Annotated in this window: 12 protein-coding genes; 3 read left to right on the forward strand and 9 right to left on the reverse strand. The window is 34.9% G+C overall.

The features are described 5' to 3' along the window. Positions 1-5 precede the first annotated feature (5 nt). From gldM to Q0845_RS06095, 9 genes are all read right to left on the reverse strand, one after another. Entirely contained in the window at positions 6-1,568 is a 1,563-nt protein-coding gene (gldM, locus tag Q0845_RS06055) for a gliding motility protein GldM (RefSeq protein WP_298510653.1), read from the reverse strand. Between the two features lie 53 nt (positions 1,569-1,621). Beyond that, on the reverse strand, positions 1,622-2,254 hold the full coding sequence (gene gldL / locus Q0845_RS06060) for a gliding motility protein GldL (protein ID WP_298510656.1): 633 nt from the start codon (positions 2,252-2,254) through the stop codon (positions 1,622-1,624). 82 nt (positions 2,255-2,336) lie between these two features. Next, positions 2,337-3,701 carry a gliding motility lipoprotein GldK gene (gldK, locus tag Q0845_RS06065; protein ID WP_298510662.1) on the reverse strand — a complete coding sequence of 455 codons (1,365 nt, stop codon included), beginning with the start codon at positions 3,699-3,701 and terminating at the stop codon, positions 2,337-2,339. A 150-nt stretch (positions 3,702-3,851) separates the two neighbouring features. Continuing rightward, on the reverse strand, positions 3,852-5,021 hold the full coding sequence (locus tag Q0845_RS06070) for a formimidoylglutamase (protein WP_298510665.1): 1,170 nt from the start codon (positions 5,019-5,021) through the stop codon (positions 3,852-3,854). After that, positions 5,021-7,534, reverse strand: coding sequence for a type I DNA topoisomerase (gene topA / locus Q0845_RS06075; protein ID WP_298510668.1), 2,514 nt, complete (start codon positions 7,532-7,534; stop codon positions 5,021-5,023). Before topA ends, Q0845_RS06070 begins: the two co-directional genes overlap by 1 nt. Before the next feature lie 104 nt (positions 7,535-7,638). Continuing rightward, complete coding sequence (locus tag Q0845_RS06080) at positions 7,639-8,838, reverse strand: hypothetical protein (protein WP_298510671.1); 1,200 nt, start codon at positions 8,836-8,838, stop codon at positions 7,639-7,641. Next, on the reverse strand, positions 8,825-9,373 hold the full coding sequence (locus Q0845_RS06085) for an RNA polymerase sigma factor (protein WP_298510674.1): 549 nt from the start codon (positions 9,371-9,373) through the stop codon (positions 8,825-8,827). Before Q0845_RS06085 ends, Q0845_RS06080 begins: the two co-directional genes overlap by 14 nt. 41 nt (positions 9,374-9,414) lie before the next feature. Continuing rightward, a complete protein-coding gene (locus tag Q0845_RS06090; RefSeq protein WP_298510677.1) occupies positions 9,415-10,476 on the reverse strand; it encodes a hypothetical protein in 1,062 nt (353 codons plus the stop codon). Positions 10,477-10,610: 134 nt separating this feature from the next. Continuing rightward, positions 10,611-11,846 carry a hypothetical protein gene (locus tag Q0845_RS06095; RefSeq protein WP_298510680.1) on the reverse strand — a complete coding sequence of 412 codons (1,236 nt, stop codon included), beginning with the start codon at positions 11,844-11,846 and terminating at the stop codon, positions 10,611-10,613. Between the two features lie 162 nt (positions 11,847-12,008). Here Q0845_RS06095 and miaB point away from each other — a divergent pair, with 162 nt between their 5' ends. The 3 genes from miaB to Q0845_RS06110 all read left to right on the forward strand — a co-directional run bounded on the left by miaB (position 12,009) and on the right by Q0845_RS06110 (position 15,528). Next, complete coding sequence (gene miaB / locus Q0845_RS06100) at positions 12,009-13,454, forward strand: tRNA (N6-isopentenyl adenosine(37)-C2)-methylthiotransferase MiaB (protein ID WP_298510683.1); 1,446 nt, start codon at positions 12,009-12,011, stop codon at positions 13,452-13,454. Positions 13,455-13,493: 39 nt separating this feature from the next. Then, positions 13,494-14,450 (forward strand): hypothetical protein, encoded by a 957-nt coding sequence (locus Q0845_RS06105; RefSeq protein WP_298510686.1) that lies wholly within the window; start codon positions 13,494-13,496, stop codon positions 14,448-14,450. Positions 14,451-14,547: 97 nt separating this feature from the next. Continuing rightward, positions 14,548-15,528: a hypothetical protein gene (locus Q0845_RS06110; protein WP_298510689.1), complete on the forward strand. Its 981-nt coding sequence runs from the start codon at positions 14,548-14,550 to the stop codon at positions 15,526-15,528. Positions 15,529-15,545: the final 17 nt, after the last annotated feature.

Below are 15,545 nucleotides of genomic sequence, written 5' to 3' on the forward strand. Positions count from 1 at the left end.
ATTTTTTAGTTTGTAATTTCAATAACTACTGGCGATACTCTTTTAATAAGTGGTCCGTTACTTTTGGCCTTAATATTTAAAATCTGTACCGTTTGTCCTCTTTTTGCTCTATTTAATGCTGCTTTAGCTCTTCCGTCTAATCTGCTACCTCTAACCGTAATTGTTGGTTGTCCTGGTACTTTAAAATCAAACTGAGTTACTTGTAATGGTAAATCGAAATCGAAATCTTCGAAATCAGCTTTTACTGATCCTTTTGCAACTCCTGATTTACTCATCTTAGTTGAACCTTGCACTCCTCTAAAGAATCCTGTTGGTGCAGGAATATCTTTAATTCTGAATGTTTTCTTATCTCCAGCTTTAGATCCATCATCAAGTGTTGCAGAAACGTTAATTGTTACATTAGTTCCAGTTGTTGGCTTCATGCTGTATTTACCATTTCCAACTTTTCTTAATCCAGGAGCATTTGCATTTACTTTATTGTCAGATACACCTGCAAAAGAAATTGTCATTGGGTTATCAACTCCACGATATACTACGTTCATCTTATCAGCAGAAATTGTTGCTGAGTTTGGACGCGGTACTACCACATAGTTAGCATTAATTTTGATAGGTAATTCTTTTCCGTTTTCAATAAACGTAAACTCTCCCTCAATTTTGTGCTCTCCTACATTTCCAACATTGAAATCTAAAGTTGCTGCTCCGCTTTCGTCAATAGCTTCTGCTAGGTTAATTTCTTTTCCTTGCACTACTAATTTTGTTGGTGGAACGTTTGCATACTTTCCAATTACAACTTTACCTTGGAATTTTTCACCAGCAAAAAACGCAGACTTTTCAGCCAATACAATTGCTTTGTACTTATTCAATGTAGTTGCTTCAGTAACAATGTTTCCTAAGAAAAGACTAAACATATCAGACTCATTAACTTTAATGTCATTTTGCATTGCCGTTAATTTAGTGAATGAAGCAATTGCTGGGAAACCTTGATAGTGGTATGCTAACCAATCAATTTTCTTTCCGTCTCTGTTCTCTACTTTTTCAGTACTGAACGTTTTGTTGAATTCATCCGACTTTCCTCTGTAGCTTTCGTCTGTTGCTAAAATAGCATTGATTTCAGACTTGTATGCTTCGATGTTAGCCATTACTTCTTGACCTTTCTTAGTCAATCTATCTCCTGTGAACCAAGCTTCGTCTAAGATATCAGTCTTATCCATTGCTTCGAAAGGAAGTTTACCAGTTTTTGCATCAACTACATATCCTCCTTCTTTTAATAAATCTTTCTTAAGAGTTTCAAGATATTTGTATAGTTTATCAGAAGCAATTTTAACTTGTTGAGCTCTTGCTGCTGGAACTTTGAATTCTTTAGGATTTTCAGATCCTTTTGTTTCTAGTTCTTCTAATAATCTATCATTTCTGTCAATTGTTGCGACATTTGAGTCCGCAAACTTTGCTTCCATTAATCCGAAAGCTGAGAGTACTTCTTTAGACATATTCATTGCCATCATTGCGATGAATACCAAGTACATCAGGTTAATCATTTTCTGCCTTGCAGATACTTTTCCTCCTGCCATTTCTAATTAGTTTTTTTAGTTAATTTTTGTTGAATTACGTATATAACTACTAATTAGTTTTTGTTCATAGCAGATAACATTCCTCCGTATACACCATTTAATGATGATAAGTTAGATGCTAATGATTGCATTTGCTCTTGAAGTTTTGCTGCATTTGTTGCTGCTTCTTCATTGATCGCCGCTTGACGATTAGCACTTTCCATCTGTACTTTGTAAAGACTATTTAAAGATTCCATTTGCGCTGCCGCTAATGACATTTCTTCGCTATATTTTTTAGTTGAAGCAATTGCGTCTACTGTTGGAGAGATGCTTTTTGCAGCTCCTTCAAAATTACGAATGCTATTTCCTAAGCTGTTCATTAATTCTCCGTCAATTCTAGCGTCTTTTAATAATCCATCTAATTTCTTAGATAATAATCCTTCTGCATCTGTAGCTTCTTGTTTTTTAGCTTTCGCTTTTGCAGATCCTCCTGATAATTCAGGATATACCAATGACCAATCTAGTTCGTCTGACTGTCTTTCAAATGCTGAATAGGTAAATACTAGCGCTTCTACAATCATTCCAATTGTTAAAATTTCACTTCCGTAAGGCCAGTGCTGAATTTTAAATAATGCTCCTACAATTACAATTGCCGCTCCTAGTCCATATACCATGTTCGTTAGCGTGATCTTGCCATTCTTTGCCATAATAATCTAATTTTTAGTTTAGTGTTTAGTTAATAAAATTTAAGTGTTGGGTTAACCGTGGTTTATTTTAGTATTTCGATATTTAGTTTTTTACTGTTCCGATAACATCAGTTCCCATGTAACTTTGTACAGTTCTGAAACCGATATAACTTCTTACTGAATCTTTGTACTCAAAGTCTCTCGTACTTACTTGTAAGAAGTACTCAACATCTTTCCAAGAACCTCCACGAATTACTTTACGTGTGTTTGCTGAATCATTTACATTTGGGCTCATAGTAGACATGTATTCATAAGAACTTGGATCATAAGATGAAGCGGTCCATTCGGCTACATTTCCTGCCATATTGTATAGGTTGAAGTCGTTTGGTTCAAATGCATCGCCTTCTACTGTGTATAAAGCTTGATCTGCTGCGTAGTTTCCTCTTAATGGCTTGAAGTTTGCCAAGAAACAACCTCTATCGTTCATTGTATAAGGTCCTCCCCAAGGATACGTTGCTCCTTCGAGTCCACCTCTTGCTGCGTATTCCCATTCTGCTTCAGATGGCAATCTGAATTTATTGATTTGGTGACGCTTTCTTTCTTTTCTGTAGATATTCTTTTTTAAAGTTCTCCACTCACAAAATGCTTTGGCTTGCTTCCAACTTACACCTACTACTGGATAGTCATTGTATGCATCATGCCAAAAATAGTCATTGTGCATTGGCTCATTATATGAATATTCGAAGTCTCTAATCCAAACTGTAGTATCTGGATAAATTTCTAAATTTTCTCTTCTGATGAACTTCGTACGTTTTACACCTTTGTTTTTAGCTGCTGCTTGGATGTCCATCCAAGTATATTGGAATCGCACTTTTGTCCAATCGATAGTACGCTGTCCATTGTATGATTCTGCTTCAGGAATTAATAATGAATCTAATACTTCTGCATAGAATTCATCTGGAATTTCAGAATAGTCCCAAACCAACTCCTCATCACGGTTCAAACGTCGTCCCTCATACCCTGTATCACCTAAGCCTACATAGTTTTCAAGATTATATTTTTCCCAAGCTGTTAAATCGGTAGTATCCGCATCTTTAAATGCATACTTTGCGATTCCATCTTCGTTTGGATCAGTTTTACCTTCTTCGTCTGCAAGAATAGCTAATCTCGTTCTCATTATTGAGTCACGAACCCAATACACAAATTCTCGATATTCGCTATTAGTAATTTCTGTCTCATCCATATAGAATGATGGGACGGTAACTGTTTTAGTGGGTGCATTTTTAGTTTGAGCAATGTCATCATCAGATTTACCCATGATAAATGAACCACCAGGAACTAAAGTCATACCATAAGGTTTTTCTGGGTGCCATTTTTTTCCTTTGACACCGACTAGCTCACCTCTGTCTTTAGAACCACAGCTATAAAGAAATGCTAAAACGGCTGTTAATACAACAATCTTTTTCATACGGAATTATTGAGGTTAATACGTTTTTTATAGATTTTAAGGGCGTAAACCTATCTATTTATTTTTAAAAAAACAATTTTTTATTCTAAAAACTAATGGTTTTAAACTGCTTTTTCTAAATATAATTTAAGGTTTTCTTAACACGCTTATTTAATTTATACTCTTTTTATACGCCATCCACCATCTTTCAGGGATAATTTGATTGCATGCATTCAAATAATCTTGGTGTGTGCAAGGTAATAACGTATGTCTTTTTAATTTATTATTCAAACTTGAAATAAATGGTATTTCTATCCACCATCTTTCTGTTTTATTACTCTTGTAAAAAATCATTTCTTCTACATCGTTTGGCACGATATACTTTAAATAATCGTCTTTTGAGGCAAAAGGATAATCTTTTACACGATAATTGACACCTTCTATAAAATACCAAATCATTTGCGCAATTAACATTGCTGTAATTTCTTCGTCTTTAGAATTTCGATATTCAAAAACTCCAAAAGAAGATACTTTGTCACTGATTCCAGCATAACGACTAATGGCACAAATTTCTTTTCCGTCCAAACCATTAGGCGATGTATTTTGATTTCCACTTACTTCAGATGCTTTTACAGCCGATAAATCAATTCCGACAATATCTGCATCACGTGTAATAGGTTCAACAATACTTATGTCATTAGAAACTTGCCCTAAACGATACGCATCAAAAAACAGTTTTTGCATTAAATCTATTTCTTCTTGCGCATTGAAATAGGTTTGATATCCAATATTACTATAATTAAATAGATTATGAGGTGCTTCTGTAATAATCTTTCCCATATAGGATTGATTACTTACCGATTGTGTGATGGCGCCAAAATCAAATTTACTATCTACATTTACAATATTTACCGTTTGCTCTAAATTATCATACGCACGATACATGGCATACATTAAATCTTGACTTCCGCCTAAAATAACAGGAATGATGTTTTTTTTGAGCAACGGCTCCATGATTTGTTTGAGTGCCGCATATGTATCTTCAACAGTGTCTCCTTTTTGCAGGTTTCCTAAGTCAACGATTTTATGACTCCAGTTTCCTGGATAGAGACTGTACAATGCTTTTCGAATCTCTAGCAAATCTAAACTTTCACCCAAGTAATTGATATCACTTCTATTTTCGAGCACTGCAATGATGGCAAACTTTGCCTCAGCAACCGATGTTGGAATGCCATGCTTGGACGTATGAATGTCTATATGGTTTCCTAAAGCTTGATCTGGTAACAGTTCATTATGAGCCGTCAATAAATCATTGATAGGCAATAAAAATTCGAACTCCATTATTTTTTAGCTTTTGCTTTTGTTTTAGCCTTTGCTTTTGTTTTAGCCTTTGCTTTTGTTTTTTTCTTAGGAGCTTTGTCCTCAATCATTTTTTGAACTTCTTCCAAAGTCAATTTTGTCGCATCGACAGTTTTTGGAAGTTCTATTTTTATTTTTCCTTTTAGGATGTTACTTCTTCCCCATCGTGCTTTTTCGACACGAATTCCTTCTTCTTCCCAGTTGTGAATTACTTTTTCACGTTCTTTTTTCTTCTTGTCTTCAATGAGTTCTTCAATATCCGCTTGCGAAAGATTATCAAAGTCATATTTTTTATTGACATTGATAAAGATTCCATTCCACTTTAAGAAAGGTCCAAAACGTCCAACTCCTTTGGTTACATCATGACTTTCATATTGTGCAATAGGCGCGTCTGCTTTTTCACGTGCATCAATTAATTCTTTTGCACGATCCATTTCCACACTTAGTGGATCTTCTCCTTTTTCTAATGAGATGAATTTTTTACCATATTTCACATACGGACCGTAACGACCATTATTTACCTCAACAGCTTGCCCTTTGTATTCTCCTAGCGCTTTTGGCAATTGGAATAAATCCATGGCTTCTTCAAAGGTAATGGTATTCAGTTGTTGATCTGGGCTTAAGCTGGCAAATTTTGGTTTTTCTTCATCATCTACAGTTCCTACTTGCACCATTGGTCCAAATTTTCCAAGTCGCACACTCACCTGTTTTCCAGTTTCAGGATCTACTCCCAAAATACGTTCTCCAGATTCGCGCTCTGCATTTTCTTTTACGTCTTCTACGGTTGGATGGAAATCTGCATAGAAATCTTTCATCATTACTTTCCATTCTTCATTTCCAGAAGCAATATCATCAAAGTCCTGCTCTACTTTCGCTGTAAAGTTGTAATCTAAGATGGAAGAGAAATTTTTCACCAAGAAGTCATTTACAATCATTCCAATATCCGTTGGCACTAATTTCCCTTTGTCCGAACCTACTTTTTCAGTAAGTTCTTTTTCTATGATTTTATCTGCTTTTAAGGTAAGCTGCTCGTATTTTCTTTCGACACCTTCAACCGTTCCTTTTTCTACGTATCCTCTATTTTGAATGGTAGAAATTGTCGGTGCATAAGTAGACGGTCTTCCAATTCCTAATTCTTCAAGTTGTTTTACAAGAGATGCTTCCGTAAATCGGTATGGTGCTTTTGTATAACGTTGCGTTGCTGTGATGAACTCGTTTGTTACTTGTTCTCCCACAAATAATGCTGGCAACATTCCGTCTTGCTCTTCTTCTTCTTCGTCTTTTCCTTCTAAGTATACTTTTAGAAATCCTTCAAATTTTAACACTTCTCCATTTGCCGTAAAGCGTTCTCCGTGCGTATTGGCTTCTATTTTTGCATTGGTACGTTCCAATTTTGCATCACTCATTTGTGAAGCTACTGTACGTTTCCATATAAGTTCATATAAACGTACTTGATCGTATTCTGCTTCTACCGAATGGTTTGCCATGTTGGTTGGACGAATAGCCTCATGCGCTTCTTGCGCTCCTTTTGACTTACTTCTGTAATCTCTTGGATGACTGTATTCTTCACCATACGAACGAATGATTTCTTCCTGCGCTGCATTTTTAGCATCTTTTGAAAGGTTTACACTATCCGTTCTCATATACGTAATTAAACCAGCTTCATACAAACGTTGCGCTAAAGTCATCGTTTTACTTACCGAGAAATATAGCTTTCGCGATGCTTCTTGTTGTAGTGTTGATGTAGTAAATGGCGCTGCAGGTGATTTTTTTGCTGGCTTTGTTTCTAAATTTGCAATTTTAAAATCGGCTCCAACATTTTTAGCTAAGAAATCTTTTGCTGCTTGATGCGTTGGAAATGTTTTATTGAGTCTTGCTTTGAATTTTTTCCCTTTTGAGTTTAGGAATTCGGCGGCAACTTTAAAAGATACTTGTGGTTTAAAGTCTTGAATGCTGCGTTCACGTTCTACAATTAATCGTACAGAAACCGATTGCACACGTCCGGCAGATAATCCACCTTTTACTTTTCTCCAAAGTACAGGCGATAATTCGTATCCTACCAATCTGTCTAAGATTCTACGTGCTTGTTGTGCATTTACCAGATTATAATCTATATCTCTCGGATTCTCAATTGCTTTTAAGATTGCCGATTTGGTAATTTCGTGAAAAACGATACGTTTCGTTCGTTTCGGATCTAACTTTAATGTTTCAGCTAAGTGCCATGCAATTGCTTCTCCTTCGCGATCCTCATCACTAGCGAGCCAAACAATTTCTGCTTTTTTTGCTAAATCCTTTAATTTTTTTACGACTGTTTTTTTGTCATCGGAGACAATATATTCAGGTTCAAAATCGCCATCAACATTTACACCTAATTCTTTGGAAGGTAAATCTGCAATGTGACCAAAACTTGATTCTACCTTGTAATCTTTTCCAAGAAATTTTTCAATTGTTTTTGCCTTTGCAGGTGACTCAACAATTACCAGATTCTTTGCCATATATTATTTTTTCAGAGTACAAAAGTATGTAGATTTTTAAAAATGGGCACATTTTTTTGTGTTTACGATTTTTTTATGCCCGATTTCTTCTGCTTTTTGCAGGTTTAAAAATCGTATTTCACACCTATGGTGAATGCACCAAATTTCTTAGCTCCGAGATAATTTACATATGGAGAAAATTCATATTTAAAAACTAGTCCAACTTTTTTGTAACGCACTGCAGAAAAGAGTCCATAATTGATTTTTCGCTCAAAGAAGTTGATATTGATGTTGTTGAAAAATTCATTATTAGGCGAATAGAATTCGTATCCAACATATGCGCCAGCTTCCACACCAAAGTTTCCAATATGTTTTTCAAGACCTGAATGTATGTTCATACTTAATTCTCCTCTATTAAAACTGACAGAGTCATTTTTGAAGCGCAGATTTCTAAATTGTAACGAAGCTCCATAATTGAACGAATACTTTTTTTTCAGCTTATCCTTTTGTGTGTATGAAAGCTCAAAAACATATGAACCTATGAAGTTGTAATCGTTCTCGTTTACAAAACCATTGAAACCAACCATTAAATCTAAGTTGTCATACACTTTTTCTGCTTTTTTAGATTTGCGTCGCTTTTTACGCTTCTTTTTAAGCATTTCTGGCGAGACTAATTCCCAAGGAGCTAATTTTAATCCTGCTGCATTTACATAAAAATCTTCTTCTCCATCAGCAATAGCTAGGTTTGTGGAATTGTGTAATTGATTTTCACTTTCTGATGTTGCAGCCATAGTATTTACAGAAGTCGCTGTAGTCGTATTTGCCATCAAAGCACGTGAATGATTTCCAGTTTGCTGTTGCATCAAATTGTTTTTATTTCCATATAAGTTGTTAGTAGCTTGATGCTTACTTTTTGTTTCTGACGTTGCCACTGAAGTGTTTGTTCCAGCTTGACTGGCATCATTCACGATTGCATTTGAATTTGAATCTGGATTTGACTTTGGACTTGATTCTTCACTTCTACTAGAAGTTATCTCATTATTTATATCGCTATTATTATTTTCATTGTTAGAATTGCTAGATTTTAATGGCTCTGTATTTTTATTTGAAACTTCCACGGAATTCACATCAGCAGTAGCATGTACACCAACATATATTCCCAACGAGCAAAACAATGCAAACAAGACAATATATAAAAGGAGCCTTTTACGTTTTTTACGCTTCATTTTTTGCTGTACCATTTGCCAACCGTCTGCCGAAGGTTGCACCGTATGATTGGAAAGCGTTTTTTTAGCTAACGCATCTATATAATCAAAATCTTCCATTGGCTTTTTTTATGGTTTGCAATTGTTCTTTTAATAGTTTTCGCGCTCTAAACAAGCGTGTTTTGGACGTCGTTTCTGGTATTTTTAATAAGTCTGCTATTTCTTTATGCGAATATCCTTCTATTGCATACAAATTAAATACGAGCTTAAATTCTAACGGAAGTTGCTCAATGAGTCGTTGAATTTCCGATTCTTCTTTTATCGGTTCTTGATAGGTTTTTTGTCGCTCTAGAATAATTTCGCTTTGTGAGGCGATGATAAATTTTTTCTTTCGTAGAAATGACAGACTTTCTCGGATCATTATTTTCCGAATCCAACCTTCAAAACTCCCTTCATTTTTATATTTTTTTATGTTGAAAAACACTTTTACAAAACCATTGTTCATGGCTTCTTCGGCCAACGTTCTATCGGAAATAAAGTTTTGACACGCAGCTAACATTTTGGGTGCAAAAGCTTCGTAAACTGCTTTTTGTGCAAGTTCATCACCTTTTACTAATGCTTTGAAATTGTATGTTCCTGCGTTTGTGTTTTCCAAAAACGTTTGCCCTATTTGGTTGTTTTGTATTTGAATTGTTTTTAACAAGTTGTCGATATGATTGTTATCGGAATGATGAAAAATTCGTTATTAGCTCCATAATTCACACGAACATAGATTGTTTGCTCTTGCGTGCTGTTTTGATATGATGTTTGCGAAAGCGGATTGGTTTCTGCATCTGCATCTATTTGTGTTTCATAGAATGCAATACTATCTTCATCGGTTAATGCTTCTAAATCTTCAATTTGCAAAATACAAGGTATGTAATTTTCGAATATAAATTCTGAAATTCCAGAACCATCAATGCCTTCACATTCTGAAAAAATGAGTTGCGTACAGTAGTTTTCTTCCTCACATTCATTGTTTAAAGTAAAACTAATACCGTTATTTTCAAATTGCATGAGTTCGCTTGAATAACTAAGTACTACCCAATCTAAATTCCAATCATCTGCAGTGATTCCTGGCTCGTCCATCGTAATATTGACATGCAATTCATCTTCTATAAAATAGAAAATCCAAGTTCCTTCAAACAATTCGCCATTATTATAAAAGTCAAACGTTCCATCATCTGCCACATCAAACACGGCGTTTTCGTAAGTGTCTTCTGTTTCATCATCGTGACGTACAACCCACACACATTCTTGAAAATATAAACTGCATTGCCCTGTTATTTCTTGTTGTTGCACATCAATACAATCGTCAATGGCTTGTTTAAGTTCATCTTTGTTTTGAATTAGAAATTCTTCGCCACTTTCTAAAATGCTTTGAATAGGAAAATTGATTCCGATACTATTCCCATCAGGAATATTTTCAAGAATAAAACTAAAATTAGCATCACTTGAAACTACATATTCATTAGCCACCATTAAATCTGCATCAAACTCCAACATTGTAAAAGAGTATAAAAATTTTATGCAGGTAATTTCATCTTCGTCTTCTGTTTCGGCTACGCGCTCAATTAAACCAAACAATTCTGATTCTTTCTGAATTACATTTTCCAGTGATACCGTTCCTACTTCTTCATTATCATCTAAATCAGAGCAAGAAAACGTAAAGAATCCGACACACAGCAATAGTGTTATTTTTAAAAATTGTTTTTTCATAATCAGGTTTTGTTAATGTTTCTATAAGTATAGACGCGCCTGTTTTGAAAAAGGTTCCCGAAAAATAAAAAAAGCCTATTTTTTCAAATAGGCTTCTTCGTTATACAGGGTATAAAGTTGTTGTAGTAAAGTGATTATTGAATTGTAAATTCACTAATCAATTCAATTCCCGTATTTATGTAGTTATATTGAGTCAACGTATTGTCTCCAATTTTCAATAATTTATCTTGCATTGGAATGACATCATACGCATCATTTGTATTAAAATTTTGTAGCAATTGTAAGTTTGAAATATCTGATTTATCGTATACTTTCAGTCCCGAAGCACCATCACAGATAAATAGTTGATCACCTTTGATTCCTAAACCATACGGCTCTTCCATAATATAGGTTTCTGCCAATTGCGGATTGTGAATATCTGAAATATCAATAATTTCTAATCTACTTTCTAGCATTTGCATTTCTCCATCCATACAACTCGCTCCTGCGCGAAGTGTGACATACGCATAGTTTCCATCGACTACAACAGGATCACAAAATTTTGCATGATCAAAGTCAGAGATATATGTTGGTGAACTTGCTTGGGTAATATCGTAAATGTACATTCCTGTTCGTGTTCCTATGAATAGTTTATCGTCTTGATAAAAAATAGTTTCTGCTTGCCAAGTCACATACTCTTCATTCACTTTTACAGGTGTTTCTAAATTTTGAATATCAAACACATTTATTTTAACATTGTCAACTACGTACAAATAATCATCTACAATTTTAAAACGCGCTAGCGATCCACCTGAACCTGTATTTCCTCCTCCATCAGACGTTTCTAAAGTCACAATATTATCATCCATTATTTCCCTACGTTCAACAGCAATATCCCAACCAATAATAATATCTTCTTCATAACTATAGTTTTCCCAATTAAATAAATAAACATTTTCTGGATATTCTGCTTGTTGCGGATTTTGAATTACATCTTCCACACGTCCTATCATTTGTATATCGTTGACTTGGCTGATATCAAAAACCACTAAGTCTTTTCCGCTGTCCGCATATAAATAATTTCCTTTTACAGACACATCTTTATTTAACGGAATTTTCAAGAAGTTGACAATGGTAGGCTGTAATGGATTTCTGTTATCAATAACATGCACTCCTCTATCTACATCATTCACAAAAATATACTGTTGATATGCATAAATTTTTCCTGATTCTACAATGTTTTGAGCGGGTAATACTTCAACAGAAGCACGTAATTCTGCGGTGCTGATCGTAATTGGTGTAGCAACATTTACGTATTCATAATCTTTATCATCTGAACAAGACAAAAAGAGACAAGTTACGACACAAAGTAAAAGATATTTGAGTTTCATGGTGTAGTTATTAATTGATTCATTTACAGGGTAGATACCAACATCTTAAAAAGGTTGCGTCGAAAAAGAAGGTATTTAACATGTCATTATGTCACTATCTTTGAAATAATTCTATCTTTGTATCTTATTTGATAAAGAATTCAAGGTACAGAATACATTTACATGGAGAAGATTATTGACGAAAGCAAACAAGGAGAACGTATTGTTTTAGCAGAGAATCCAAAGAATACACGAAAATTATATATAGAAAGTTATGGTTGCCAGATGAACTTTGCCGACAGCGAAGTTGTGGCGTCTATTTTAGCAAAAGAAGGATTTAACACTACCGATCGTTTAGAAGAAGCCGATTTGGTATTGGTAAATACATGCTCCATCCGTGACAAAGCCGAGCAAACCGTGCGCAAGCGTTTGGAAAAATATAATGCTGTAAAAAGACACAATCCAAAAATGAAAGTTGGTGTATTGGGCTGTATGGCAGAACGCTTGAAAAGTAAGTTTTTGGAGGAAGAAAAAATTGTAGATATGGTCGTTGGACCTGATGCATACAAAGATTTACCAAACTTATTGCAAGAAATTGATGAAGGACGTAATGCTGTCAATGTGATTCTTTCTAAAGAAGAAACCTACGGAGATATTTCACCTGTACGTTTAAACACAAACGGAATTAACGCACTCGTTTCTATTACCAGAGGTTGCGATAATATGTGTACGTTTTGTGTCGTTCCTTTTACACGTGGACGTGAACGCAGCCGTGATCCGCAATCAATTTTAGAAGAAATTCAAGAATTGGTTGATAAAAATTACAAAGAGGTAACGCTGCTTGGACAAAATGTAGATAGTTATTTATGGTATGGCGGTGGCTTGAAAAAAGATTTTGACAAAGCTTCTGAAATGCAAAAAGCAACTGCAGTCGATTTTGCAAAGTTATTAGACATGGTTGCTATAAAGTTTCCAAAACTACGCCTTCGTTTCTCTACGTCAAATCCGCAAGACATGCATGAAAATGTATTGCGTATGGTGGCAAAACATCAAAATATCTGTAATTATATTCACTTGCCTGTACAAAGTGGAAGCGATCGTATTTTAAAAGAAATGAATCGTTTGCATACACGTGAAGAATATTTTAGACTGATTGATAAAATTCGTGAAATCATTCCCGATTGTGGAATTTCACAAGATATGATTGCTGGTTTTCCAACAGAAACCGAAGAAGATCATCAAGATACGCTATCATTAATGCGTTATGTAAAATATGATTTCGGATATATGTTTTCCTATTCGGAACGACCAGGAACCATGGCCGCTAGAAAAATGGAAGATGACGTTCCAGAACCTGTTAAAAAACGTAGACTTGCAGAAATCATAGCATTACAATTAGAACATAGTGCTTACAGAACCAAAGCACAACTTAACAAAGTAAAAGAAGTACTTGTAGAAGGAACTTCCAAAAAATCTGATGGCCATTGGAAAGGAAGAACTTCAGAAAATACGGTAGTGGTTTTCCCAAAAGAAAACTATCAACCAGGTGATTTTGTAAACGTAAAAATACTTGACTGCACTTCAGCAACCCTAATTGGTGAACCTGTAGGATTCTCAGAAAATAATTAACCACAAACTAATTTTTGTGCCAATCAAAAAACTTGACAAATGAAAAAAACCTTTTTAATTACATCAGCAATCTTAGCATTTTTTTGCTTTTCCTGTGACGACGAACTTTTAGATCCAAGTATCGTTATCGAAGAAACTTCCAACAATGGAGGAAATAATGGTGGCAACAATGGCGGCAACAATGGCGGCGGAAACAACGGTGGTGGAAATAACGGCACTGCACTTTCAACATATTCGTTAGACTCTACTTCAAACGTTCCATTTTTTGGAGAAATCATTACCAATACAGATTTTATTGTAAATGGTGGTATTGTAGTTTCTGCAAATACCCAAGTAACTGCTTTAGGGTTTACAACAAACGCTACAAGTACTATTACTAGAGATGGAAACGGAAAAGTTATTCAATCTGAATCTATGGATGGTGGAAGTGTTACCAACAGAACTACAATTACATACACAGGCGATAATATTACGCAAATAGCCTATGAAGACTTGGGAGACAATACCGAAAATTACACATATACATTTGCATATAGCGGAACTACTGTCACAAGAACAAATGCTGCCGCAAACCAATCTGCTGTGTTTACTTTTGATTCCAACAGTCAATTGATTTCTATGGAATCATTTTCTGGAACAAACAGTACTCAGTTAGAAGTATTGACCTATTCCAATGGAAACTGTGCAAGTTCTACGGTTTCAGGAGCCAATACAGGAAACAATCTATTTGTATACGATTCTTTTACAAATCCTTTAAAATCTGTGTTTAACGATCAATTTTTAGTGACTGTTTTTGATACTGAAAATGATAGTCAAATTGGAAGCGTATTAGCCACTTTTTATGCTACAAATAACTGGACACGAATTGAAACGAATGATGGAAATGTAGATTTCAACGTAACCTATAATGCGAACAACGATATCACAACTAGAGCTTCAAACTTTGATCTTGGTGATGGTGTTGCCATTTCGCAATCGGAAGCATTCCAATATTAAAAATAGTATAGAAAAGCAATGAAATGAGCCATAGTTACCAATCCATTACAAGTATTGGCACATTCCATTTAACAGAAATTATTAAATACCAAAACCGATGAAGAAAATAGTTTTACTGACAACAACCGTATTAGCATTTTGCTGCTTTTCTTGCGACAATGAACCGTATGATGGCGAAATTATTATAGAACAACCATCAACAGGAATGCCAACAGATCCGGAACCAGATCCTGATCCCGTAGATCCAAATCCGCCAACTGGAGGATCATTACAGCTTGCGGATTACGATTATATCAAAACGTTTTCTTCTGGAACTGGCGATGAAACAACATTTGTGACTGATTTTGTAATTAATGCGAACAATCAATTTTTATCACAAAACACCATGTTTACCTTTTTAGGTATTACAGTAAATGGTGTCGGAAATATTATTAGAGATGAAAACAGTAGAGTTACACAAGTGCGCACTACTGTAGATGGTGTACTGATTAATAGAACTACAGTGACATACAATCTCGATAAAGTTACAGACATCACTTATGAAGATTTACAAGATGCTTCTGAAAATTTCGTTTTTTCATTTACGCATCTCAATAATGAAGTTACGCGTACCCGAGAAGGAACCAATTTCTCTACCAAGTTTACTTTTGATGAAACCACGAGTAAACTTATCAAACGAGAAACCATGGAAAGTGGAACGGTGATCAAGACAGAAAATATTTCGTATGATAGCAATGGAAACTTAACATCAGCTGTAATTACTGGACAAGACGCCAATACATATTCATATATGCACGATGGCAACACCAATCCGTTGCGAAACTCATTAAACGATTTGTACTTATTCTCCATTTTAAATGATGAATATGACGATCAATATGAGCATTGGCAAGCGATGATTTACAGTCCAAACAATGTTACGAATGTGACAACACAACAAGGAAGTTCTACTTTAGACATTCAATATGATGCTAACAACAGAATTTTAAGCAGAAACGGAAATATTTTTACTTCTGTTCCATCCATTCCTGACGGTACAACAATTACTATTGACGAAACATTTCAATACATAAACTAAAAAAACAAAGAACCTAA

The organism is uncultured Kordia sp., assembly GCF_947489565.1.
Lineage (GTDB): Bacteria > Bacteroidota > Bacteroidia > Flavobacteriales > Flavobacteriaceae > Kordia.

What these genes read in the sequence shown, in the direction of transcription:
- Q0845_RS06105 (WP_298510686.1), top strand. Translation starts at nt 13,494, where the DNA reads ATGAAAAAAACCTTTTTAATTACATCAGCAATCTTAGCATTTTTTTGC.
- Q0845_RS06080 (WP_298510671.1), bottom strand. Translation starts at nt 8,838, where the DNA reads ATGGAAGATTTTGATTATATAGATGCGTTAGCTAAAAAAACGCTTTCC.
- miaB (WP_298510683.1), top strand. Translation starts at nt 12,009, where the DNA reads ATGGAGAAGATTATTGACGAAAGCAAACAAGGAGAACGTATTGTTTTA.
- Q0845_RS06070 (WP_298510665.1), bottom strand. Translation starts at nt 5,021, where the DNA reads ATGGAGTTCGAATTTTTATTGCCTATCAATGATTTATTGACGGCTCAT.
- Q0845_RS06095 (WP_298510680.1), bottom strand. Translation starts at nt 11,846, where the DNA reads ATGAAACTCAAATATCTTTTACTTTGTGTCGTAACTTGTCTCTTTTTG.
- Q0845_RS06090 (WP_298510677.1), bottom strand. Translation starts at nt 10,476, where the DNA reads ATGAAAAAACAATTTTTAAAAATAACACTATTGCTGTGTGTCGGATTC.
- topA (WP_298510668.1), bottom strand. Translation starts at nt 7,534, where the DNA reads ATGGCAAAGAATCTGGTAATTGTTGAGTCACCTGCAAAGGCAAAAACA.
- gldL (WP_298510656.1), bottom strand. Translation starts at nt 2,254, where the DNA reads ATGGCAAAGAATGGCAAGATCACGCTAACGAACATGGTATATGGACTA.
- gldK (WP_298510662.1), bottom strand. Translation starts at nt 3,701, where the DNA reads ATGAAAAAGATTGTTGTATTAACAGCCGTTTTAGCATTTCTTTATAGC.
- gldM (WP_298510653.1), bottom strand. Translation starts at nt 1,568, where the DNA reads ATGGCAGGAGGAAAAGTATCTGCAAGGCAGAAAATGATTAACCTGATG.
- Q0845_RS06110 (WP_298510689.1), top strand. Translation starts at nt 14,548, where the DNA reads ATGAAGAAAATAGTTTTACTGACAACAACCGTATTAGCATTTTGCTGC.